A 22,462-nucleotide genomic window follows, 5' to 3' on the forward strand; every position below is an offset into this window, starting at 1 on the left:
CCGGCCCCAAGCGTGGGCCTCATGGGAGTAGACGCGTTTGCTGCATCAGGAACATCGCAGAAGTGAGCCTCGGTTTCTCGGCGCGGCGCGCCCGAGCAGCGTCGCGCTCATATCGCCCATCTCGGCGGCGCGCTGGCTCCTCGTGCTCATCGTCTTCGCCGGCATCTATTTCTTCCACGGCTTTGTGGTGCCGGTGCTCGCAGCCCTCGTCATCGCCTTTGCGAGCTGGCCGCTCTATTCGCGCCTGCTCGCCCAGGTGAACGGCAACCGCACGCTCGCCGCTTCCATCGCCATCCTCCTGATCCTCGCCTTCATCGTCGGGCCGATCATGTTCGCTGCGACTTACGCTTTCCACGAGGTTCGCGAGTGGATCGGCTGGGCCGTCGAGACGAACAGCACCGGCGCGCCGACGCCGGACTGGATTCGCGCGCTGCCGGTCGTCGGCGGCTGGCTCGACATGCAGTGGACACGTTTCCTCGATCATCCCGGCGCGATCGGCGAACTGACGCAGATCGTCAGCGGCGCCAATATCGGCAATATCTACCGGGTGGCACTTGCCGCCGGCGGCAAGGCCTTCGGCCTGCTGCTCGCCATGCTCTTCATGCTGATCGCACTCTTCTTCATATATCGCGATGGCCAGTCCTTCGCCGGCCAGGTGGATCGCCTCGGCGAGCGTATCCTGCCGATGCGCTGGGAGCGCATCTCACGCATCGTGCCGGCGACGATCAGCTCCACCGTGACAGGCATGACGCTGATCGCCATCGGCGAGGGCATCGTGCTCGGCATCGCCTATTGGGTTGCCGGCGTGCCTTCGGCCGTCACGCTCGGCGTCCTGACCGGCATCATGGCGCTCTTTCCCGGCGGCGCGCCGCTCTCCTTCACGCTGGTCTCGGTCTATCTCGTCTCCAGCGGCTCGCCTGTCGCGGGCCTTGCGCTCTTCGTCTGGGGGTCGGTCGAACTCTTCATCGTCGACAAGACGCTGCGTCCTCGCCTTGTCGGCGGCCCGATCAAGCTGCCGTTCCTGCCCACCTTCTTCGGCCTCATCGGCGGGGTGAAGACCATGGGCTTCCTCGGCCTCTTCATCGGCCCGGTCCTCATGGCTCTCCTCGTCGCCATCTGGCGCGAGTGGATTCGCGAGGTCGACGCGACGGAGCCGCCCTCCGCGATCATCCTCGACCCCCATGCGGAGGTGCCGCCACGGTCCGACCCGGAGCGCAATGTCGGCTGATGCGGGCAAGGAGCCCTGCGCGCCAACGCCGCCAGATTTGTTTTGGGATTAGAAACGCCGGCGTGAAATGACGGGACGCTTGCCGCGTATTCGCTTGCAAGTTTCCCCGCCGCGGCCATAGTCTTCCTCCGCGCATATCGCGCAACTTGGGGGACTTCCACATGACATCCATGAAGCGGACAGGGCTTGCGGCCCTGGTCCTTGCGACGGCTCTTGCCGTATCCCACAGCTCGGCACTTGCCTGGGGCTGCATTGCCGTATCCGAAGAGGGGACCTACGGCTACAGCTACGACTACGACAACGAGGGCGCCGCGCGCGAACGGGCCTTGAACGAATGCGCGAACCGCACGACGGAGGAATCCGTCTGCGAAATCACCGAATGCAACGAGAGCGACTGAAGGTCTGCATCGGGGTGCAGTTCTGCAGTTCCGCCTTTCTTCCGCCCGCAAACCCATCGTGCCGATGGGTTTGCGGATGCGGTCAAAGCCCGGGCCGTCGTCTGCCGTGCGGGAATATGCTAGCCTCGCCACATGAACAAACCTTCCAGCGAAACGTTCTTCAATACGCTTCCCGTCTTCGTCGATTTCGCCGGCGTGGCGGATGGCAGGAACTATCGGCCGTTGCCATCCGACTGGGCGCTTGCGACGGCCGATATCGTCGATTCCACCGGTGCCATCGAGGCGGGGCGCTACAAGGCGGTCAACATGGCCGGCGCCAGCGTCATCTCGGCCATTCTCAACGCGGTGGGCAGCAATGACCTCCCCTTCGTCTTCGGCGGAGACGGCGCGGTCGTCGCCGTTCCGCCTTCGGGCGTGGAGAAGGCCCGCAGCGCCCTCTCGGCGGTGCAGAGCTGGGTCGGCGAAGAACTGCAGCTGACGCTGCGCGCTGCGCTCGTTCCCGTTACCGATATCGCGGCGGCGGGTGTCGAAGCCCGCGTCGCCCGTTTCCAGGTCACGCCCGACCTCTCCTATGCGATGTTTGCCGGTGGCGGATCGAGCTGGGCCGAGGCCCGCATGAGGGAGGGCCTTTATGCCGTTCCCCCGGCCTCGCCTGGCGCCCGTCCGGACCTTGCGGGGCTCTCCTGCCGCTGGAATCCGATCCGCTCCCGGCACGGTTCCATCGTCTCGATCATCGCCGTTCCCGTCGGCTCGGCCAGCGTGCCGGCCTTTCAGGCGATGGTGCTCGACATCGTCGCGCTCGCATCCGGTGAGGAAAGGGAGGGCCATCCCGTGCCGCCGGAGGGCCCGGAGATCGGCCTGTCGGCGGTGGGCCTGTCGGTGGAGACGAAAACCGCGCCGAAGGATCGGCGCATCCGGCACCGGCTTTTCATCCTCGGGCAATATTTTCTCACGGTCGGTCTGTTTCGCCTCGGCCTGACGCTCGGCCGCTTCGACCCGAAAATCTACAAGCAGGACATTGCCCGCAACGCTGATTTCCGCAAGTTCGACGACGGCCTCAAGATGACCATCGACGTTGATCCGGACCGGCTTCGCCAGATCGAAACGCGGCTGGAGCAAGCCGCAGATGCCGGCATCTGCCGGTTCGGCCTGCATCGCCAGGATTCCGCGCTGATGACCTGTTTCGTGCCGACGGCGATGCGGCGCGACCATATGCATTTCATCGACGGCGCGGCCGGCGGTTATGCCATGGCCGCCAGCCGCCTGAAGAAGCAGGGAAGCGGCACGACGCTGACGCAGGCCGAGATGTGAGCACACGATGCCGGCGAAGCGCCGCCGCTCCGTCTGCAACGCCGGCCGGCCCCGGAAAGACCAGCAACCCCTTCCCGGAGCCAGCCGGCTCCCGCCGCGATCAAAGGAGGAAATCGGCCTTGGTGAAGTCGATGGCGCTGTCGATGCGGATCGAGAAATCCGCCTTTCCATCGCCGTTCACGTCGCCATAGACATAGGTGCCGCCGTCCTTCCTCTCGTAGCGCAGTTCTCCAGCCGTCTTGCTGAACGTATCCGCGCCGATGAAGCTGAAGGCCTGGTTGCCGCCGGCTGTCGTGCTGGCGTCGATGCCCTTCAGGTCGATCCTGTCGCCTTCCTTGCGGCTGAAATCGAAGATCGTGTCACGGCCGGCTGCGGCGACGGTGCTGTCCTTGAGGGACGTGAAGATGAACATGTCGGCCCCACCGCCGCCGTGGAGCTTGTCGGCCCCGGCCCCGCCGCTCAGCTTGTCCCTGCCGCTTCCGCCGGAAAGCGCATCGCTGCCGGCCCCGCCATAGAGCGCATCGCCCCCATTGCCACCGGCCAGCACGTCGTTGCCGCTGCCGCCGAAAAGCGCATCGTCGCCATCGTTGCCAAGGAGCTTGTCGTCGCCCGCGCCGCCGGAGAGCGTATTGCTTGCGGCATTGCCGGTGATCGTGTTGGCAAGCTCGTTGCCGGTTCCGTCGATCGATGCCGTGCCGGTGAGCTTCAGGTTCTCGACATGGGCGCCGAGCGTGGAATCGACGGAGGCCTTGACGAGATCCGTGCCTTCCCCGCTCTTTTCCTCCACATAGTCATCGGCATTGTCGGCGATGTAGATATCGTCGCCGCCGTAGCCGTAGAGCGCGTCTTTCTGGCTGCCGCCGAGAAGCGTGTCATCGTCGGAGGTTCCCTTGATCGTCTTGGCCGGCGGGGTCTCCTTCTCGACGGTGAGGGTGAAGCTGGAAACAGCGGTCTCGCCCTCCATATCCGTTGCCGTCACGCGAATGCCGATCGCGCCGATATTGGTGTAGCCAGGCGTGCCGGAAAACGTGCGGGTCGCCGCATTGAAGACCAGCCAGGACGGCAGCGGGTCGCCGTTTGCGAGCGTCGCGGTGATGGTGATCTTGTCCATGGCATTGGGATCGACAAACGTGTTCGCCGCATAGGTGAATTTGAACGGCCGGGCTTCCGTCGCCGTTTGGGCGGCTATGGTCTGCACTATGGGCGCTTCATTGATCCAGAACGCCCGCTGGTGGATCTCGGCGCTGCTGGTGTTCTGCTGAGAGGCCACCCACGTGACGACCCAGCCGCCGTCCGCCAATGCCGAAATCTGGGCGTGGTTCTGTTCGCCGACGGTTTCCGTATTGACGCGGCTTTCAGCGCCGCGTGTCGTGCCATCGGCATTGTAAGCCTGCTGGTAGATGCCTGAAAGGTAACCGTCCTGCCTATCGGACCTCCAGGTGACAACCCAGCCGCCATCTGACAGCGCGACCGCCTGCTGGCAATCCTGCGTTCTAAAAGTGTAGGTGTTGACCTGTGTTTCCGCGCTGCTTGAAATGATCATAGCGTGTCCCTCTTGGCTCGCCCGGACCTGATGCGTCTGTTCTGGCGGCAGAGGTTACGAGGGCACGCTGAAGGCGTCTCCGTCCATTTTTGATCTGGACGGGCGGATCGGCCCTTCACTTGCAGCGGGTTATGGCACGCAGATGCCGGGTGATGCCCCGAGAGGAGGCTGCTCGCGGCGCAATGCAGATGAACGGCCTTCCGACCGCAGAGCGTCGATTAATACGTGCCCGTGTTATGACGGAAAGATCGGGGGGGAGAAGAAAAATGGTGCCGCTTACGTGACTCGAACACGTGACCCCGTCATTACGAATGACGTGCTCTACCAACTGAGCTAAAGCGGCCTTGCCGGGTCCCGAAGCGTGTCGGGACCGGAATGGGTGCGCTGATAACCGCAATGGGAAGAGATTTCAAGCGGGGAGTTTCAACTTCCGCATTTTTCCCGTGCAATATAGCAAAATCAGGGGGCTGAGGCCGCAAGGATGCGGTTTTTGGCGGCGCGGTACTCGTGTTCCAGCCGCGTGACGAGATCCTCGACGGGGGCGACCGCCTTGACGGCGCTGATTCCCTGGCCGCAGCCCCAGATGTCCTTCCAGGCCTTTGCGCCCGTCGTTGCCTTGTCGAAATCCATCTTGGAGGGGTCGGCTTCGGGCAGATGGTCGGGGTCGAGACCTGCCGCGATGATCGAAGGTTTCAGGTAGTTGCCGTGGATGCCGGTGAAATAGTTGGAATAGACGATGTCGGCTGCGGCGCTGTCGACGATCATCTGCTTGTAGGCTTCACTGGCGCGGGCCTCGCTCGTTGCGATGAAGGGCGAACCGATATAGGCCATGTCGGCGCCCATCGCTTCGGCCGCGAGGATCGCGCCACCCGTCGCGATCGCGCCGGACAGCAGGAGAGGGCCGTCGAACCATTCGCGGATTTCCTGGATCAGGGCGAAGGGCGAGAGCGTGCCGGCATGGCCGCCAGCGCCGGCGGCAACCGCGATGAGCCCGTCCGCACCTTTTCGGATCGCCGATTGGGCATGGCGGTTGTTGATGACGTCGTGCAGCACGATGCCGCCATAGGAATGGATCGCTGCATTCACCTCCGGCACGGCGCCGAGCGAGGAAATGACGACAGGCACCTTGTATTTGACGCACATGGCAAGGTCATGCTCGAGCCGCGTGTTGGAGCGATGGACGATCTGGTTGACGGCAAAGGGGGCGGCGGGGCGATCGGGGTTCTTCGCGTCGTGCGCGGCAAGGCCTTCCGTGATCTCTGCAAGCCACTCGTCGAGCTGGGATTCCGGGCGGGCATTCAAGGCCGGAAAGGCGCCGATGACACCGGCCTTGCATTGTGCGAGGGTCAGCGCGGGATGCGAGACGATGAAGAGCGGTGCGCCGACGACGGGCAGGCGCAGCTTGTCCTTGAGAATCGCGGGCAGGGCCATGAGGGATGTCCTGTATTTTTGACGTTTACGGAAACGTCAAAACCATAGCAGCGGGATGGTGTTCTGAAAAGGGGCGATGGCTGCCTCCCTGCCGGCGGCGACACACATGTGCGGACGGGTGCTGGAATCCCCCGGAAAGAAAAAAGGGGGCGGGGTCTCCGGCCGGGACGGCGGAAAGGTCCGGCTCGGCGGAGTGCGTGGCGTCCCGCCATCGCTTTTCCCCGGTGAAGGGCGGGCAGTTTCCGCGGGAAGGCTTGCGCAAATTCCCGGCAAACGTTACGCAAAAGCTAACGAAAGCCGGAAAGTAGGGCTCTTTCCACAGGTGTATCTTCGCCGCGTGTTGGGCGGTTCCCGCAGAAGGGTCGGATGTGAGCGGACTGGAAACGGCAATCAGAAACGCGCTGGCGCGCTCCGAGCGCGCCAATGCCGAGGTTCGGGCGCGCATCTACCAGTCGGCGCGCAATGCGCTTGAGGCGGGCCTGCGCAAGCAGGAGATCAGTGATCCCGAGACGATCACCGCCCAGCGCCACCGGCTGGAAGCGACCATTCACCAGATCGAGGCGGAAGAACGCGCCGGGCTTGCCGCCATTCCCAATCATGACGTTCACGTGGATCCGGTCGTCGAGACGCGGCCGGAGCCGGTGATGCGCGTCGAACGTGAGATAAGGCCTGAGCCGGTGCTCGATACCGGGCCGCGTGTCGAGACGGAACGGCGCGTGGAGGCCGAACAGCCCGCGACCAGCGATATCGGTGCCATCCGGCCGGAACGTGCGGATGGCTTTGGCAAGGGCGGCAAGGCGGCGAGCGCCGGCGACGTTGCGGCTGCGGCGGAAGCCACGGACTTCAAGCCTGAACGCGCCGCCAAGCCGCGCAAGCGCCGCGGTCGGCTGTTCTCCTTCCTGCTGGTGGTCGCCACACTGATTGCCGCCTTCGGCGCCCTGGCCTGGTGGGTGCAGACGAGCGGTCTGCTCGAGGAGTTGCAGAACGGCGCGGACAATTCCACGCCGCCGGCGACGGTCTCGGGCGAGGATTTTGCGGGGGAGGACCCGATCAAGAAGGCGCTCGACACGCAGAGCCGCTTTACCGCCGACTGGCGCGCGGTCTTCGCGCCGGCCGAGACGGAAAAGCTCTCGGCGGGGCCGGCCGGCCGTTTCGAGGCGGTGAGCACGAGCGAAGGTCCGGCGGTGCGCGTCACGTCCACCAATCCCGAGCGTGACGGCGCGGTCGAGATCGCGGTATCACCGGATGTTCTCGGTGAAATGGGCGGCAAGACATCGACGATCGCCATGACGCTGCAGGCGGTCGGTGACAAGCCGGTCCAGGTGACCGTCGAATGCGACTTCGGCACGATGGGGGGCTGCGGGCGCCACCGTTTCACGGTGTCGGAGCGTACCGACGTCCTGTTTCAGGTGGAGTTCGAAGGCTCGCTCTCGCCGAGCGAGCCAGGCCAGCTGCTGCTCAACAGCGACATTACCGGCGGGGATGCGAGCGTGAACCTCTATGCCGTCCGCATCCTGCCGGGCGAATGAGCCGGCTGCTGTCTATTTGACGAAGCCCGGCCCCGCGCCGACGATCTTCTTGTCGATCTCGCCGATCGCCTTCTCGTCCTTGCCCTCGTAATCGAGCGTTGTGAGGATGTGGCGGATGAGGTTGAGGCGAGCCCGGCGCTTGTCGTTGCCGCGCACCACCGTCCAGGGTGCCTGGTCCGTATGGGTTTCCTTCAGCATACGGTCGCGCTTTTCGGTGTAGTCATCCCACTTGTTGAGCGCGGCGATGTCCATCGGCGAGAGCTTCCAGACCTTGAGCGGATCGTGCCGGCGGTCGTGGAAGCGCTTCAGCTGCATTTCTCGGCCGATATTGAGCCAGAACTTGAAGAGCTGGATATCGTCGGAGACGATCATCTTCTCGAAGCGCGGTGTCGCCTTGAGGAATTTTTCGTACTGCTCCGGCGTGCAGAAGCCCATGACCGGCTCGACGCCGGCGCGGTTGTACCAGGAGCGGTCGAACAGCACGAACTCGCCCGCCGTCGGGAAGGTCGCGACATAGCGCTGGAAATACCATTGGCCACGCTCGGTTTCGGTCGGCTTGGTCAGCGCGACGATGCGGGCCGAACGCGGGTTCATGTTGGACATGGTGGCATGGATTGCGCCGCCCTTGCCCGCCGCGTCGCGTCCCTCGAAGACCGCCATGATGCGTTTGCCGGTCTTCTGCTGCCAGAACTGTACCTTGACCAGCTCGATCTGGAGCTGTTCGAGTGTTTCCTCGTATTCGTCGTCGTCGAGCTTCTTTTCGTAAGGGTAGTCGTCGGAGCCGAAGGCCTTTTTGTCGATCCATTCAGGAAGGTTCGGGTCGTCGATATCGAAGATCCGCTTCTTGCCGTCGATATCCAGTTCCACGGCCCGGCTTTCGGCATTTTCCGCCATCGTCCACTCCTTCAAATCGGGGTGCGGCGCATGCCGCGTCGCAGAAGGTGGTCACAACCGGATTGCGAATTCAAGCGCACCGTGAAAAACATGTCATGAAGCCGCGCTATCCATGGAGAATCGATGGAGGCCGCGGAGGATAGGATGCTTGCGAGGGAATGGGTGGCGGTGACGGATCAGCGGACGGGTCTCGGCTGGCTGGCGGCGCAACTGTGGGGCGAACGGGTGCTGATCGCCTCGGCCGTCTTCGTCGGCTTCATGATGTGGCTTGCGGGCCTGCATCTCGGCTGGGTGTCCTTCGCCGTGCTCCTGCTCGTCATCGCCGGCCTGCTGCGCACGGAGCGGCGCATGGTGGAGACCGGTGGCCGGACCATGGCGGCCTCCACGGTACCGGTGCCGGAGGTTCAGGTCGTCGTACCGCCCGCGGACGATCTTTCCGCCATCGCAGCGGTCCTTGGTGCGCTCGATGCGCCCGCCCTGCTGCTTTCGGGTCGGGAGACCGTCAAGCTGCAGAACCGCGCGGCCGAGGCGATCTTCGGCGCCATTCCGCTGGGTAGCGACCTCGCCGGCCGCATCCGCGCCCCCGGTATTCTCGACATGGTGCGTGACGCGATCGCCAGCGGCCAACCGCGCGAGACCGAGCACGCCGAGCGCCTGCCGTCGGAGACCGTCTATGTCGTGCGCATTGCGCCGCTTGCCGAACGGATGAGCGAACCCCTCTGGCTGCTGACCTTTCGGGATGTCTCGCAGGCGCGTCGCATCGATCGCATGCGTTCCGATTTCGTCGCCAATGCCAGCCACGAGTTGCGCACGCCGCTCGCCTCGCTGCGCGGCTTCATCGAGACCCTGCAGGGGCCGGCCAAGAACGACGTGAAGGCGCATGAACGCTTCCTCGGCATCATGCACGAACAGGCGACGCGCATGAGCCGCCTTGTCGACGATCTGCTGTCGCTCTCCCGCCTTGAACTGCGCTCGAACCTGACGCCGGACCAGACCGTCGATCTCGTGCCGCTGCTCGGCCATGTGCGCGACAGCCTGCAGCCGCTCGCCTCCGACCTCGGCGTGGAGGTCGTGCTGGACCTGCCCAAACATCCCGTCACTGTGCCGGGTGAGCGCGACGAGCTGGTCGAGGTTTTTGAAAACCTCATCGAGAATGCCTGCAAGTACGGCCAGGAAGGCAAGCGGGTCGACGTGGTTCTGTCCGGTGGCGGCGTTGTCCCGGTCGAGCTCTCCGTCACCGACTACGGCCCCGGCATACCCCCGGAACACGTGCCGCGCATCACCGAACGTTTCTACCGGGTTAACGTGGAAGCGAGCCGGTCCAAGAAGGGTACAGGCCTCGGTCTGGCCATCGTCAAGCACATCCTCACCCGCCACCGGGCACGTCTCGTGGTGAAGTCCGAGGTGGGCAAGGGCACGGTCTTTACCGTCAAGTTCTGACACAAAGGGCGACGCTTTCGTCGTGTCGATAAAAATAGACAAGCAATTTCAATTGCTTGATGTGTCACAAATGTTTCGTCAAACTGACATAAAAGAGAGGGCGAACGGGGGCTAGAGAAGAGCCGCCGGTCAACGGCAGAGAGCGCAGAACAGCGCACCACACATGTCCTCTTCGGGAGAACCCAGATGAAATCTCTTAAGCTCACTGTTGCGGCGCTTGTTGCCTCCGCCGCATTCGCAGGCGTTGCCGTCGCGCGCGACCAGGTCCAGATCGCCGGCTCCTCCACCGTTCTTCCCTATGCCAAGATTGTCGCCGAGACGTTCGGCGAGACCTTCCCCGACTTCAAGACCCCGATCGTCGAATCCGGCGGCTCCTCGGGCGGTCTGAAGGAATTCTGCAAGGGCGTCGGCCCGAACACTATCGACATCGCCAACTCCTCGCGCCCGATCAAGGACAGCGAAGTTGAGGCCTGCAAGGCGGCCGGCGTGACCGAGATCCAGGAAGTCAAGATCGGCTATGACGGCATCGTCTTCGCCACCGACAGCGGCAATGCCGACCTGAAGCTCGAGCCGAAGGATCTCTACCAGGCGCTCGCCGCCGAAGTCGTCGTCGATGGCAAGCTTGTTGCCAACCCCTACAAGAAGTGGTCGGAAGTCAACAAGGACCTGCCGGACGCCGAAATCGCCGCCTACATCCCGGGCGAAAAGCACGGCACCCGCGAAGTCTTCGAAGAGAAGATCCTCGCCAAGGGCTGCAAGGACTCGGGCGCCCAGGACGTCATCAAGGCTGCCGTTGCCGATGAAAAGGAACAGCATTCCAAGTGCGTCGCCGTTCGCAAGGACGGTCTGGCTGTCGACATCGACGGCGACTACACGGAAACGCTCGCCCGTATCGCCGCCAACAAGTCCGGTATCGGCGTGTTCGGCCTGTCCTTCTACGAAAACAACGCCGACAAGCTGAAGGTTGCCACCGTCAGCGGCATCGTTCCGTCGACCGAGACGATCGCTTCCGGCGAATACCCGGTTTCCCGTCCGCTGTTCTTCTACGTCAAGAAGGCGCATCTCGGCGTCATCCCGGGCCTGAAGGAATATGTCGAGTTCTTCACGAGCGACGACATGATCGGCCCGGACTCCCCGCTGGCTGAATACGGCCTCGTCGCCGCTCCTGATGCCGAGCGCGAAGAGATCCGCAAGGCCTTCGTCGACGGCAAGATCATGTAACTGGCTTCGGCCGGCGCGGTTTCTCCCAGGAGAGGTCGCGCCGGCCGCTCTCTTTCGGGCGGTTTTGCCCGCGTCTGTCGAAAGGTCGGGGCGGGTGGTCTCGCCGGGAGAATTTCCTCAATGAGTATTTCCCTTCTTCTGCTCGTCGTCGCCGTGATCGGCGTGGTGGGCTATCTTATTGGCAGCTGGCGCGCCAACGCGCTTGCCGGCGGCAAGCTTTCCAATCTTCATTCCCGGCCGGGTTACTACGGCTCCTTCGTCGCCATCTGGTCCATGCTTCCGGCCATCGCCCTCCTGTTGGTCTGGATCATTGCGAGCCCGATCTATATCGGCTCGACGGTTCGCGCCGGCTTTCCCGATGAGGTGAAGGCCGAGCCGCAGGCGACGCAGAACCTCAACTACAACATGATCGGCGCCATCGCCCGCGGCTTCAAGTTGCTCTCCGCCGAGGAGCGCGATGCGCTGTTCAAGGACGGTGCCGCCGCCCGCCAGGTGCTCGGCAGCAAGGGCGTGCCGCTCGCCGCGGATCCTGCGCCCTACATGCTGACGGCTGCCGACGATCTCAACCGCATGACGACGGCAAGCAGCACCTTCCTGTCGATCCTGGTCGTGGTTGCCGCACTTGCCGGCGGCGCTTTCGCCTACCGCGCGATCGCGCCGAAGTTCCGCGCCCGCAACCGCGTCGAAGGCGTCATGCTGGTCGGCCTCATCGTTGCTTCGTCGATCGCGATCCTGACGACAGTCGGCATCGTTGCCTCGATGGCGACGGAGGCGATCAGCTTCTTCAACATGGTCCCGGCCTGGGAATTCTTCTTCGGCACGACCTGGGATCCGCGTTTCGCTGCTGCCGGTGCCACGGATTCCTCCGGTCAGTTCGGCCTGATCCCGCTGCTTGCCGGCACGCTTTACATCGGCTTCGTCGCCATGCTCGTCGCCGTGCCGGTCGGTCTCTTCGCCGCCATCTACATGTCGGAATATGCCTCGCGCACGGTCCGCTCGATCGCCAAGCCGCTGCTCGAAGTGCTCGCCGGCATCCCGACCATCGTGTACGGCTTCTTTGCCCTCATCACGGTCGGCCCGTTCCTGCGCGACATCTCCGCCCAGCTGAACGGCCTCGTCACCGGCAACTATGCCAACTTCATCCAGGCGCAGAGCGTGCTGACCGCCGGCATCGTCATGGGCATCATGCTGATCCCCTATGTCTCCTCGCTGTCGGACGATATCATCACCGCCGTTCCGCGCGCCCTGCGTGACGGTTCGCTCGGCCTCGGCGCGACGCGGTCGGAGACCATCAAGCGCGTCATCCTGCCGGCCGCCCTGCCGGGCATCGTCGGCGCGCTGCTGATGACCGCCTCGCGTGCCGTCGGCGAAACCATGATCGTGGTGCTTGCCGCCGGTGTTGCCGCCCGCATGCAGCTCAACCCCTTCGAACCGATGACGACGGTGACGGTCAAGATCGTCAACCAGCTGACGGGCGACCTCGAATTCACCTCGCCTCAGACGCTGGTGGCCTTCGCGCTCGGCATCACGCTCTTCGTCATCACGCTCTGCCTTAACATCTATGCCCTCTACATCGTGCGCAAATACCGGGAGCAGTACGAATGAGCCAGGTCTCCACGAGCCCTTCGATGGCCGCCCTCGGCGTTGCCGCCAAACCCGAACGCCGCGATATCGGCCTTGGTCGCCGCTATGCCGCCGAACGCCGCTTCCGCCTCTACGGCATGGCTGCGATTGCCTTCGGTCTGCTCTTCCTGTTCCTCCTGCTGTTTTCGGTCGTCTCCAAGGGCTACACCGCGTTTCAGCAGACGATGATCACCATTCCGGTCGAGTTCTCCGAACAGGTCATCGACAAGAACAACGAGCGTGCCACCAACCCGCAGAAGCTGGTTACGGCGAACTACCCGATCGTTGCCCGCAATGCGCTCGCCAAGGTGCTGGGCGTCGACGAAAAGGACCGGGCCGGCCTGAAGGCGGTCAACGGCATGATTTCGGACAGCGTGCGCGTGCAGTTGCGCGATCTCGTCACCGCCGATCCCGCGATCATCGGCACGACGAAGACCGTGACGTTCCTTGCCCATGGTGACCTCGACTCCGCCTTCAAGGGCCAGATCGACCTCGCCGTGCCGGAAACGAACCGCAAGGTCTCCGACAAGCAGGTCGGCTGGATGAACACGCTCGCCGAAAGCGGCGCGCTCGCCAAACATTTCAACACCGGCCTCTTCACCAATGGCGCATCGAGCCGTCCGGAGGCTGCCGGCGTTGGTGTCGCAGCGATCGGCTCGCTCTACATGATGCTGATCGTGCTCGTGCTCTCCCTGCCGATCGGTGTCGCTGCCTCGATCTATCTGGAGGAGTTCGCTCCGAAGAACCGGTTCACGGACCTTATCGAGGTGAACATCAACAACCTCGCCGCCGTACCGTCCATCGTCTACGGTCTTCTCGGCCTTGCTGTCTTTGTCAACTTCGCGGGCTTCCCGCGCTCGGCGGCCCTCGTCGGCGGCCTGGTGCTGACCCTCATGACGCTGCCGACGATCATCATCGCGACCCGTGCCGCGCTGAAAGCCGTGCCGCCATCGATCCGCTCGGCTGCGCTTGGCCTCGGTGCCTCGAAGATGCAGACCGTGTTCCACCATGTCCTGCCGCTCGCGATGCCCGGCATCCTGACGGGCACGATCATCGGTCTTGCTCACGCACTCGGTGAAACTGCCCCGCTGCTTCTCATCGGCATGGTCGCCTTCGTCGCCGATGTTCCGGCAACGCCGATGGACCCTGCGACGGCGCTTCCGGTGCAGATCTACATGTGGGCCAACGAGGCGGAACGCGCCTTCGTCGAGCGCACCTCCGGAGCCATCATCGTGCTCCTCATCTTCCTCATCCTCATGAATGTTGGCGCCATCCTGTTGCGCCGCCGTTTCGAACGGCGCTGGTAGAAGGACCGGTCATATGAACATGATGTCAGAAGCAGCAGTCGAGAAAGCGCTGGACAAGAAAATGAACGACATTTCCTACAAGATGATCGGCAAGGACGTCTCGGTCTATTACGGCGAGAAGCGCGCCCTCTACGATGTGAACCTCAATGTTCGCGAAAACACGGTGACCGCCCTTATCGGCCCGTCGGGCTGCGGCAAGTCGACCTTCCTGCGCACGCTGAACCGCATGAACGACACGATCGACGGTTGCCGCGTCACCGGCCGCATCACGCTCGATACGGACGATATCTACGATCCGAACATCGACGTCGTGGAGCTGCGTGCCCGCGTCGGCATGGTCTTCCAGAAGCCGAACCCGTTCCCGAAGTCGATCTACGAGAATGTCGCTTATGGCCCGCGTATCCACGGTCTCGCCAAGGGGAAGGCCGATATGGACGCCATCGTCGAGCAGAGCCTTCAGAAGGCCGGCCTGTGGAACGAGGTGAAGGATCGCCTGCATGAAGGCGGCACGGGCCTTTCCGGCGGCCAGCAGCAGCGCCTGTGCATCGCCCGCGCCGTCGCCGTCAGCCCGGAAGTCATCCTCATGGACGAGCCCTGCTCGGCGCTCGACCCGATCGCGACCGCCAAGGTCGAGGAACTGATCCATGAACTGCGCGCGAACTTCACCATCGTCATCGTGACGCACTCGATGCAGCAGGCGGCCCGCGTCTCGCAGCGCACCGCCATGTTCCACCTCGGCAACCTCGTCGAGGAGAACGACACCGACAAGATGTTCACCAACCCGGATGACCAGCGCACGCAGGACTACATCATGGGCCGCTTCGGCTGACGCCTTCGTCGCCGAGCATCCCTGGAACCCGAGCGCATTAAGGACTGAGCCATGTCATCGAGCCACATCGTCTCCATCTACGACGAAGAACTGAAATACCTGTCCCGCCGCATCTCCGAAATGGGCGGCACCGCCGAGCAGATGGTCGCCGATTCCGTCCGCGCCCTCGTCACGACCGACGCGGCGCTGGCCCAGAAGGTGATCTCCGAGGACGTCATCCTCGATACGGCAGAGCGCCAGATCAACGACAAGGCGATCGTCACCATCGCCAAGCGCCAGCCGATGGCGGCGGACCTGCGCGAAATCATGGGCGCGATCCGTATCGCGGCCGAACTGGAGCGCGTCGGCGATCTCGGAAAGAACACCGCCAAGCGCGTCATCGCCGTCCAGAGCTCGGGCATGCCCCGCAAGCTCGCCCGCGGCCTGGAGCATCTTGCCGAGCTCGCGCTGATGCAGCTCAAGGAAGTGCTCGACGTCTATGCCACCCGCTCAATCGAGAAGGCCAAGGCGATCCGCGAGCGCGACGACGAGATCGACGCGATCTATACCTCGCTGTTCCGCGAACTCCTGACCTACATGATGGAAGACCCGCGCAACATCACGCCCTGCACGCATCTCCTGTTCTGCGCCAAGAACATCGAGCGCATCGGCGACCACGCGACCAACATCGCCGAAACCATCTACTACATGGCAACAGGCTCGCAGCCGGAAGGTGAGCGTCCGAAGGACGATACCTCGACCTCCGTCGTCGCGGCCGATGTCGCCGACGCGTCCGAGTAAAGAGCAAGGTTCAACTCCATGGTGCCCAGAATTGCCGTCGTGGAAGACGAGGAGGCCCTGAGCGTTCTCCTCCGTTACAATCTGGAAGCGGAAGGTTTCGAGGTCGATACGATCCTGAACGGTGACGAGGCCGAGATGCGCTTGCAGGAGCGCATGCCGGATCTCCTCATCCTCGACTGGATGCTTCCGGGCGTTTCCGGCATCGAGCTGTGCCGACGCCTGCGCCAGCGCCCGGAAACCGAACGCCTGCCGATCATCATGCTGACGGCGCGCGGCGAGGAGAGCGAGCGCGTGCGCGGGCTTGCCACCGGTGCGGACGACTATGTCGTCAAGCCCTTCTCGACGCCGGAACTGGTTGCCCGCGTGCGGGCGATGCTGCGCCGTGCCAAGCCCGAGGTTGTCTCGACGGTGCTGCGCTGCGGCGACATCGAGCTCGACCGCGAGACGCACCGCGTCCATCGTCGCACCCGCGAGGTCCGCCTTGGCCCGACGGAGTTCCGCCTTCTGGAGTTCCTGATGACCTCGCCCGGCCGCGTCTTCTCACGCTCGCAGCTTCTCGACGGGGTCTGGGGCCATGACATTTATGTCGACGAGCGCACCGTCGACGTGCATGTCGGGCGCCTACGGAAGGCGCTCAACTTCGCCAACATGCAGGACGTCATCCGCACGGTCCGCGGCGCCGGCTATTCGCTGGAAACCTGAGCGAACGGAATTCCTCCCAAGGACGGAAATGGGCCCTCAAGGGCCTGTTTGCGTTTTGGGGGAATAGCAGAGGCACCACCATCTCAAACGAAAACGGACCCTCTCGGGTCCGCATCGCATTTTCTGCCGTGGTAGATGTTATCGCATCCGGCGGCGCTCGGCCGAGGGCTGGTAGGCGAGGCGCTGGTGGTAGGTGCAGTAGGGCGAATTGTCGGGGGACTCGTTGCCGCAGAAGTGGAAGTCGTCGTTGAGCGGGTCTCCGATCGGCCACTTGCAGGTGCGCTCGGTGAGCTGGGTCAGCTCGAGACGACGCGACATCGGTACGACCACGTTGTTGCGGTTGGCCGGAACCGGAAGGGTCTCTGCCTGCATTTCGAAATCGGCGTCGATCTCTTCCTTGACAATGGCGTTGCCGGCCGGACGGGCGACCGGGCGGGCGGCGACGGGACGGGCAGCGAAGTTCGACGGACGCGGCGTCGCCGGAGCCGGACGCTTGGCGCGTGTCGCGGTCTGGGTGCCGCCGGCCTTGGCGCGACCGGGCAGATTCAGCCGGTGCACCTTGCCGATGACGGCATTGCGGCTGACGCCGCCGAGCTGCGCCGCGATCTGGCTCGCGCTCAGGCCCTCGCTCCAGAGCTTCTTGAGTTTCTCGACGCGCTCGTCTGTCCAGTTCATGTTTTTGTCTCCGCTCGGCGTTCAGGATGCGGGAATCCCTCGTCGTGCTCCGGACGGGTCCGGAACCTGAACGCCCTAACTCTCTTGCTGACTAGTTCCGCCGCATGCAGTCTAGTAATTGGTCTTTAACCTAGAGACCGGTGGACTCTGTGACAAGAGTCGCCGGAATCCGGGCGAATCGATTTCGGAGTTTTCCCCAACTTGCTGGTCGGGTGTGACTCGATAGAGACACCTTCCATGCGCGTCGCGAATCCTCACCTTGCGGGATGTTCAGCGCCATTTCGGGTGCGATTTTGTTGACATCCCAATATGAAATGCTGATAGTGCGGCATGCCGCCGAAAGGCGGCTTTTGGTTTTTCTGAGGCTTGGAAAAGTCAAGCTGCATTTCTGTTTTTCCGCATCTCTTTTCGGAGGGTCCACGCATGGCCGATGTCGCGCCGCTCTATGAAACCTACATGCGTGCGCCGCTCCGGTTCACGCGCGGGGAGGGCGTGTGGCTGACCACCGAAGATGGCGAGCGATATCTCGATTTTGCCGCCGGTGTTGCCGTCAACTCGCTCGGCCATGCGCATCCTCATCTCGTCGCCGCGCTGAAGGAGCAGGCCGACAAGGTCTGGCACCTGTCGAACCTCTATGAGGTTCCGGGCCAGGAAAGCCTTGGCAGCCGGCTGACGCAGGCCACGTTCGCCGACAAGGTGTTCTTCACCAATTCAGGTGCAGAGGCGCTGGAATGTGCGATCAAGACCGCCCGGCGCTACCATTTTGCCAAGGGCCATCCCGGCAAGTACCACATCATCACCTTCGAGGGTGCCTTCCACGGGCGCACGATCGCGACGATCGCCGCCGGCGGTCAGGAAAAATACATCGAGGGCTTCGGCCCCAAGGCGCCGGGCTTTCTCAAGGTCCCCTTCGGCGACATCACGGCCGTCAAGGACGCGATCACCGAGGAAACGGCCGGTATCCTGATCGAGCCGGTGCAGGGCGAGGGCGGGCTGCGCCCGGTGTCGAAGGAGTTCATGCAGGAACTGCGCCAGCTCTGTGACGAATACGGCCTGCTGCTCATCCTCGATGAGGTGCAGACCGGCGTCGGTCGCACGGGGCGGCTCTTCGCTCACGAATGGGCAGGGGTCGCGCCTGACATCATGGCGATTGCCAAGGGTATCGGCGGCGGTTTCCCGCTCGGTGCCTGCCTTGCCACGAACGAGGCGGCGGCCGGCATGGTTGCCGGTACGCACGGCTCTACCTATGGCGGCAACCCGCTTGCCATGGCCGTCGGCAACGCCGTGTTGGACGTGGTGCTGGAAGACGGCTTCCTCGAGCATGTGCGTGATGTCGCGCTCGTCTTCCGCCAGGGGCTGGCCGCGCTGAAGGATCGCTTCCCCGATGTCATCGAGGATGTCCGCGGCGAGGGACTGATGCTCGGCATCAAGGCAAAAATCCCGGTCGCCGATCTCCTGAAGGGCGTGCGGGCGGAAAACCTGCTTGCCGTGCCGGCCGGCGACAATGTGCTGCGACTGCTGCCGCCGTTGACCGTGACCGCGGAGGAAGCGCGCGAGGGGCTTGCCCGCATCGAGCGCGCTGCGGAAAAACTCACGGCTGCCAAGGCCGCATAGGCCTGCAGCGCCGTGCGTCGTGATGGCGCGCCAGGGGCGCTGCAGCCACAAAAGGATCCCGGGACAGACAGGACATATCATGGCCAAGCATTTTCTCGATCTTTCCGCCGTTTCGGAAAGCGATCTTCGCGTCATCATGGACGATGCGCACACGCGCAAGGCTGCCAGCAAGGCTGGCACGGAAGCCAAGCCGCTTGCCGGCAAGATGCTTGCGATGATCTTCGAGAAGCCCTCCACGCGAACCCGCGTCTCCTTCGACGTCGGCATGCGTCAGCTCGGCGGCGAGACGCTGTTCCTGTCTGGTACGGAAATGCAGCTTGGCCGCGCCGAGACGATCGGCGACACGGCGAAGGTCCTGTCGCGCTATGTCGATGCCATCATGATCCGCACGACGGACCATGCACGCATGCTGGAGCTTGCAGAACACGCCACCGTGCCCGTCATCAACGCGCTGACGGACATGACGCATCCCTGCCAGATCATGGCCGACATCATGACCTTCGAGGAGCATCGCGGCTCCACCAAGGGCAAGACCTTCGCCTGGACGGGCGACGGCAACAATGTGCTGCATTCCTTTGTCGAGGGTTCTGCCCGCTTCGGCTACAAGATGAAGATGGCCGTGCCGATGGGCTCCGAGCCGGACGACAAGATCCTGAACTGGGCGCGCGACAATGGCGGCGACATCCTGCTCGGCCATGATCCCGAGGCGATCGTCGACGGCGTCGACCTCGTCGTCACCGACTGCTGGGTGTCGATGAACCAGGAGCATCGCGCCCGTGGCCACAACATCTTCCAGCCCTACCAGGTCAACAAGCAGCTGATGGAGCGCGCCGGCAAGGATGCGCTCTTCATGCACTGCCTGCCCGCCCATCGCGGCGAAGAGGTGACCGACGAGGTGATCGACGGCCCGCAGTCCGTGGTCTTCGACGAGGCGGAAAACCGCCTCCATGCGCAGAAGTCGATCCTCGCCTGGTGCTTCGGCGTCGTCTGACGCTCATCTTGAAAAATGCCGCCAGCGGCACGATCTAGGGGCCATCACGGAGCGTCGCGAGGCGCTTTCTCTGGCGCATGCCTGCCCGGTGTGGAATGATCGGGCAAGAGCGAGCGCGATATCACGGTAGAACGCCTGTCGGCAGCAGGCCGGGCCCATGGCCTCGGCGGGGCCGAAGCGTGCAAGGAGCAGAATGATGATGATGGCTGAAAATGCCCTGAAACTCGGTGAGCCCGGTTTTACCGGCGATGACCATGTCCTGCCGTTCCAGGTGGATGGCCTTGATGTGCGCGGCCGCGCCGTGCAGCTTGGCCCGATGCTCGACGGCATTCTCGGTCGGCACGACTATCCCGCGCCCGTCGCCCGGCTGCTTGCCGAGGCGATCACGCTCACCGTGCTGCTCGGCACCTCGCTGAAATTCGAGGGCAAGCTGATCGTCCAGACGAAGGGCGACGGCCCTGTCGATCTGCTGGTGGCCGATTTCTCTGCTCCGGAAAATGTCCGCGCCTACGCCCGCTTCGACCAGGCGGCGCTTGATGCTGCGATTGCCGCCGGTGCAACGGAGCCGCACGAGCTTCTCGGCAAGGGTATTCTCGCCTTCACCATCGACCAGGGCGCGCATACCCAGCGCTACCAGGGCATCGTGCCGCTCGACGGACATACGCTGGAGGAGATCGCCGGCGTCTATTTCCGCCAGTCGGAGCAGATTCCGACCAAGGTGCGCCTCGGCGTTGCCGAACTCTACGACCGCGATGCCGCTGGCAAGGCGCGCCATCGCTGGCGAGCGGGCGGCATGGTCGCGCAGTTCCTGCCTCAGGCGCCGGAGCGCATGCGCCAGGCCGATCTTCCGGGCGGCGACGGCGAGGAGGCCGGGCACAAGATCGCCGATGACGACAACTGGGCCGAAGCCAAGGCCATGGTCGAAACGATCGACGCAGACGAGCTGACAGATCCCAATGTCGGCACCGAACGGCTGCTGTTCCGCCTTTTCCACGAGCGGGGCGTGCGCGTCTACCAGCCGCAGCAGGTCTTCGACCGCTGCTCCTGTTCGCGCGAGAAGCTGAAGGGTGTTCTGGCCGGTCTCAGTGCCGAGGAAATCGCGCATACCGCCGACGACAAGGGCGAGATCGCGGTCACCTGTGAGTTCTGCTCGACGACCTACCGCTTCGAGGCGGCGGAAGTCCTGCCGCAGTAGGGGGATTTTCTCCGCCCTCAGTTGAGGGTACGCGCCTGCCCGGGCGTATCCAGTGAAAAGGCGGGAATGGCGACGTCGAAGGCTTCGCCGTTCTCCGCTTCCATGCGGTAGCGGCCGAACATGATGCCCGAGGGTGTTTCGAGCGGGCAGCCGGAAGAGTACTCGTAAGTGTCGCCGGGGCGCAGCACCGGCTGCTCGCCGATGACGCCGGGGCCGTTCACTTCATCGACCTGGCCGTTCTGGTCGGTAATGTGCCAGTAGCGTGTCATCAGCCTGACGGCGACGTCGGAATGGTTTGCGATGACCACCCGGTATCCCCACACATAGCGGCTGTCGTCGGGGTCGGACTGGTCGGCCAGGTAATACGGCTCTACGGTCACTTCGATGTCGCGGGTCAGCGCACGATACATAGGCAAGCCTTGAACTGATTAGCTTCTGCTATTCTACACGAATGTGGTTTCGTCAAGGATAAGCAGAGAAAGCACCGGCCTCCTCGGCCGGTGCTTCCGTATTTGTCCATCGCTCTGGCGAAGGGCTCAGGCCTTGACCCTGGAAAGTGCCCGCGTGAAATCCTCGAGCAGGTCTTCGCTGTCCTCGATACCCGCCGAAAGGCGCACCGTGCCGGCCGAAATGCCGAGCTCGGCGCGCGCCTCGTCGGTGAGGTTCTTGTGCGTCGTCGTCGCCGGATGGGTGATGAGGCTCTTGGCGTCGCCAAGATTGTTGGAGATCTTTACGACCTCCAGCGCGTCCTGCAGTGCGAAGGCCGCGTCCTTGCCGCCCTTCAACTCGAAGCAGACGAGCGTCGAGCCGCCCGTCATCTGCTTGGCGATGATGTCGGCCTGCGGATGGTCCTTGCGGCCCGGATAGATCACGCGGGCGACCTGGCTCTGGTCGGCGAGGAAGTCCGCGATGCGGCTCGCATTCTCGGTTTGCTGCTTGACGCGAAGCGGCAGCGTTTCGATGCCCTTCAGAAGCGTCCAGGCATTGAACGGCGACATGGCCGGGCCCGTGTGGCGGAAGTAGTCGTGCAGGTTCTCGTCGATCCACTGCTTGTCCGAAAGCACCACGCCGCCAAGGCAGCGGCCCTGGCCGTCGATATGCTTGGTGGCCGAATAGACGACGACATGCGCGCCGAGCTCCAGCGGCTTCTGGAAGAGCGGTGTCGCAAAGACGTTGTCGACCACGACCTTGGCGCCGATCTGGTTGGCGAGTTTGGCGACGCCCGCAATGTCGATCACTTCGAGCGTCGGGTTGGTCGGGCTTTCGAGGAAGAACACCTTGGTGTTCTTCTGGATGGCCTTTTCCCAGTTGGAAAGGTCGCGGCCGTCGACCAGCGTGCATTCGATGCCGTATTTCGGCGCGAGCGTCTCGACCACCCAGCGGCAGGAACCGAAGAGCGCACGGGCGGCCACGATATGGTCACCGGCCTTGAGCTGGCAGAGGATTGCGGCGGTAACGGCGGCCATGCCTGACGCGGTGGCGCGCGCATCTTCGGCGCCTTCCAGCATGCACATGCGCTTTTCGAACATGTCGTTGGTCGGGCTGCCGTAGCGGGCGTAGATGAAACCGTCGGTTTCGCCCTTGAAGCGGGCTTCGGCCGCCGCCGAGGTGTCGTAGACGAAGCCTTGCGTTAGGAAGATTGCTTCTGCGGTTTCACCGTGCTGGGAACGGGTGGTTCCGCCGTGAACGAGTTGGGTGGCCGGGCGCCAGGACTTGCTCATGTGATCGTCGCCTTCAAACAAAAAAACCGG

Annotated in this window: 20 protein-coding genes and 1 tRNA gene; 14 read left to right on the forward strand and 7 right to left on the reverse strand. The window is 63.7% G+C overall.

Features of this window, described 5'->3' with window-relative positions:
* Positions 1-109: 109 nt before the first annotated feature.
* The 3 genes from P9A16_RS13010 to P9A16_RS13020 all read left to right on the forward strand — a co-directional run bounded on the left by P9A16_RS13010 (position 110) and on the right by P9A16_RS13020 (position 2,937).
* Positions 110-1,228 (forward strand): AI-2E family transporter, encoded by a 1,119-nt coding sequence (locus P9A16_RS13010; protein WP_245290354.1) that lies wholly within the window; start codon positions 110-112, stop codon positions 1,226-1,228.
* A 161-nt stretch (positions 1,229-1,389) separates the two neighbouring features.
* The gene (locus tag P9A16_RS13015) at positions 1,390-1,626 is read left to right on the forward strand and encodes a DUF4189 domain-containing protein (RefSeq protein ID WP_023512275.1); all 237 of its coding nucleotides are present in this window, start codon (positions 1,390-1,392) and stop codon (positions 1,624-1,626) included.
* A gap of 132 nt (positions 1,627-1,758) precedes the next feature.
* Entirely contained in the window at positions 1,759-2,937 is a 1,179-nt protein-coding gene (locus P9A16_RS13020) for a DUF3095 domain-containing protein (RefSeq protein ID WP_023512274.1), read from the forward strand.
* 100 nt (positions 2,938-3,037) lie between these two features.
* Here the strand turns inward: P9A16_RS13020 and P9A16_RS13025 are convergent, their stop codons facing one another.
* From P9A16_RS13025 to P9A16_RS13035, 3 genes are all read right to left on the reverse strand, one after another.
* Complete coding sequence (locus P9A16_RS13025) at positions 3,038-4,480, reverse strand: putative Ig domain-containing protein (RefSeq protein ID WP_278025724.1); 1,443 nt, start codon at positions 4,478-4,480, stop codon at positions 3,038-3,040.
* Between the two features lie 267 nt (positions 4,481-4,747).
* Positions 4,748-4,823 (reverse strand) — tRNA-Thr (locus P9A16_RS13030).
* Between the two features lie 116 nt (positions 4,824-4,939).
* Positions 4,940-5,911 carry an NAD(P)H-dependent flavin oxidoreductase gene (locus tag P9A16_RS13035; RefSeq protein WP_023512176.1) on the reverse strand — a complete coding sequence of 324 codons (972 nt, stop codon included), beginning with the start codon at positions 5,909-5,911 and terminating at the stop codon, positions 4,940-4,942.
* Positions 5,912-6,279: 368 nt separating this feature from the next.
* On the opposite strand from P9A16_RS13035, the gene P9A16_RS13040 reads away from it, so the two are divergent.
* Positions 6,280-7,440 (forward strand): hypothetical protein, encoded by a 1,161-nt coding sequence (locus P9A16_RS13040; protein ID WP_023512175.1) that lies wholly within the window; start codon positions 6,280-6,282, stop codon positions 7,438-7,440.
* Positions 7,441-7,452: 12 nt separating this feature from the next.
* Here the strand turns inward: P9A16_RS13040 and ppk2 are convergent, their stop codons facing one another.
* Complete coding sequence (gene ppk2, locus P9A16_RS13045) at positions 7,453-8,334, reverse strand: polyphosphate kinase 2 (RefSeq protein ID WP_278025725.1); 882 nt, start codon at positions 8,332-8,334, stop codon at positions 7,453-7,455.
* Positions 8,335-8,478: 144 nt separating this feature from the next.
* On the opposite strand from ppk2, the gene phoR reads away from it, so the two are divergent.
* The 7 genes from phoR (at position 8,479) to phoB (ending at position 16,236) form a co-directional block, all read left to right on the forward strand.
* Positions 8,479-9,774 carry a phosphate regulon sensor histidine kinase PhoR gene (gene phoR / locus P9A16_RS13050; protein ID WP_023512173.1) on the forward strand — a complete coding sequence of 432 codons (1,296 nt, stop codon included), beginning with the start codon at positions 8,479-8,481 and terminating at the stop codon, positions 9,772-9,774.
* A gap of 186 nt (positions 9,775-9,960) precedes the next feature.
* Entirely contained in the window at positions 9,961-10,995 is a 1,035-nt protein-coding gene (locus P9A16_RS13055) for a substrate-binding domain-containing protein (RefSeq protein WP_023512172.1), read from the forward strand.
* A 120-nt stretch (positions 10,996-11,115) separates the two neighbouring features.
* Positions 11,116-12,600, forward strand: a complete 1,485-nt coding sequence (gene pstC / locus P9A16_RS13060; protein ID WP_023512171.1) for a phosphate ABC transporter permease subunit PstC — start codon at positions 11,116-11,118, stop codon at positions 12,598-12,600.
* Positions 12,597-13,925, forward strand: coding sequence for a phosphate ABC transporter permease PstA (pstA, locus tag P9A16_RS13065; RefSeq protein WP_023512170.1), 1,329 nt, complete (start codon positions 12,597-12,599; stop codon positions 13,923-13,925). Before pstC ends, pstA begins: the two co-directional genes overlap by 4 nt.
* A 13-nt stretch (positions 13,926-13,938) precedes the next feature.
* The gene (gene pstB, locus P9A16_RS13070) at positions 13,939-14,754 is read left to right on the forward strand and encodes a phosphate ABC transporter ATP-binding protein PstB (RefSeq protein WP_024270209.1); all 816 of its coding nucleotides are present in this window, start codon (positions 13,939-13,941) and stop codon (positions 14,752-14,754) included.
* Between the two features lie 51 nt (positions 14,755-14,805).
* On the forward strand, positions 14,806-15,534 hold the full coding sequence (phoU, locus tag P9A16_RS13075; RefSeq protein ID WP_024270208.1) for a phosphate signaling complex protein PhoU: 729 nt from the start codon (positions 14,806-14,808) through the stop codon (positions 15,532-15,534).
* 18 nt (positions 15,535-15,552) lie between these two features.
* Positions 15,553-16,236 (forward strand): phosphate regulon transcriptional regulator PhoB, encoded by a 684-nt coding sequence (gene phoB, locus P9A16_RS13080; protein ID WP_023511852.1) that lies wholly within the window; start codon positions 15,553-15,555, stop codon positions 16,234-16,236.
* Positions 16,237-16,374: 138 nt separating this feature from the next.
* On the opposite strand, the gene P9A16_RS13085 is transcribed toward phoB, so the two are convergent.
* The gene (locus P9A16_RS13085; RefSeq protein WP_023511853.1) at positions 16,375-16,911 is read right to left on the reverse strand and encodes a GcrA family cell cycle regulator; all 537 of its coding nucleotides are present in this window, start codon (positions 16,909-16,911) and stop codon (positions 16,375-16,377) included.
* 423 nt (positions 16,912-17,334) lie between these two features.
* Here P9A16_RS13085 and P9A16_RS13090 point away from each other — a divergent pair, with 423 nt between their 5' ends.
* From P9A16_RS13090 to P9A16_RS13100, 3 genes are all read left to right on the forward strand, one after another.
* Positions 17,335-18,525 (forward strand): aspartate aminotransferase family protein, encoded by a 1,191-nt coding sequence (locus P9A16_RS13090; protein WP_023517494.1) that lies wholly within the window; start codon positions 17,335-17,337, stop codon positions 18,523-18,525.
* 79 nt (positions 18,526-18,604) lie between these two features.
* Positions 18,605-19,516 (forward strand): ornithine carbamoyltransferase, encoded by a 912-nt coding sequence (gene argF / locus P9A16_RS13095; RefSeq protein ID WP_024270207.1) that lies wholly within the window; start codon positions 18,605-18,607, stop codon positions 19,514-19,516.
* A 202-nt stretch (positions 19,517-19,718) separates the two neighbouring features.
* On the forward strand, positions 19,719-20,711 hold the full coding sequence (locus P9A16_RS13100; protein WP_037405932.1) for an Hsp33 family molecular chaperone: 993 nt from the start codon (positions 19,719-19,721) through the stop codon (positions 20,709-20,711).
* Positions 20,712-20,728: 17 nt separating this feature from the next.
* Here the strand turns inward: P9A16_RS13100 and apaG are convergent, their stop codons facing one another.
* A complete protein-coding gene (gene apaG, locus P9A16_RS13105) occupies positions 20,729-21,121 on the reverse strand; it encodes a Co2+/Mg2+ efflux protein ApaG (RefSeq protein ID WP_023516605.1) in 393 nt (130 codons plus the stop codon).
* A 126-nt stretch (positions 21,122-21,247) separates the two neighbouring features.
* Positions 21,248-22,432, reverse strand: a complete 1,185-nt coding sequence (locus tag P9A16_RS13110) for an O-succinylhomoserine sulfhydrylase (RefSeq protein ID WP_023513314.1) — start codon at positions 22,430-22,432, stop codon at positions 21,248-21,250.
* Positions 22,433-22,462 lie beyond the last annotated feature (30 nt).

Origin of the sequence: Shinella sp. 838 (assembly GCF_029623935.1) — a bacterium.
Classification (GTDB): domain Bacteria; phylum Pseudomonadota; class Alphaproteobacteria; order Rhizobiales; family Rhizobiaceae; genus Shinella.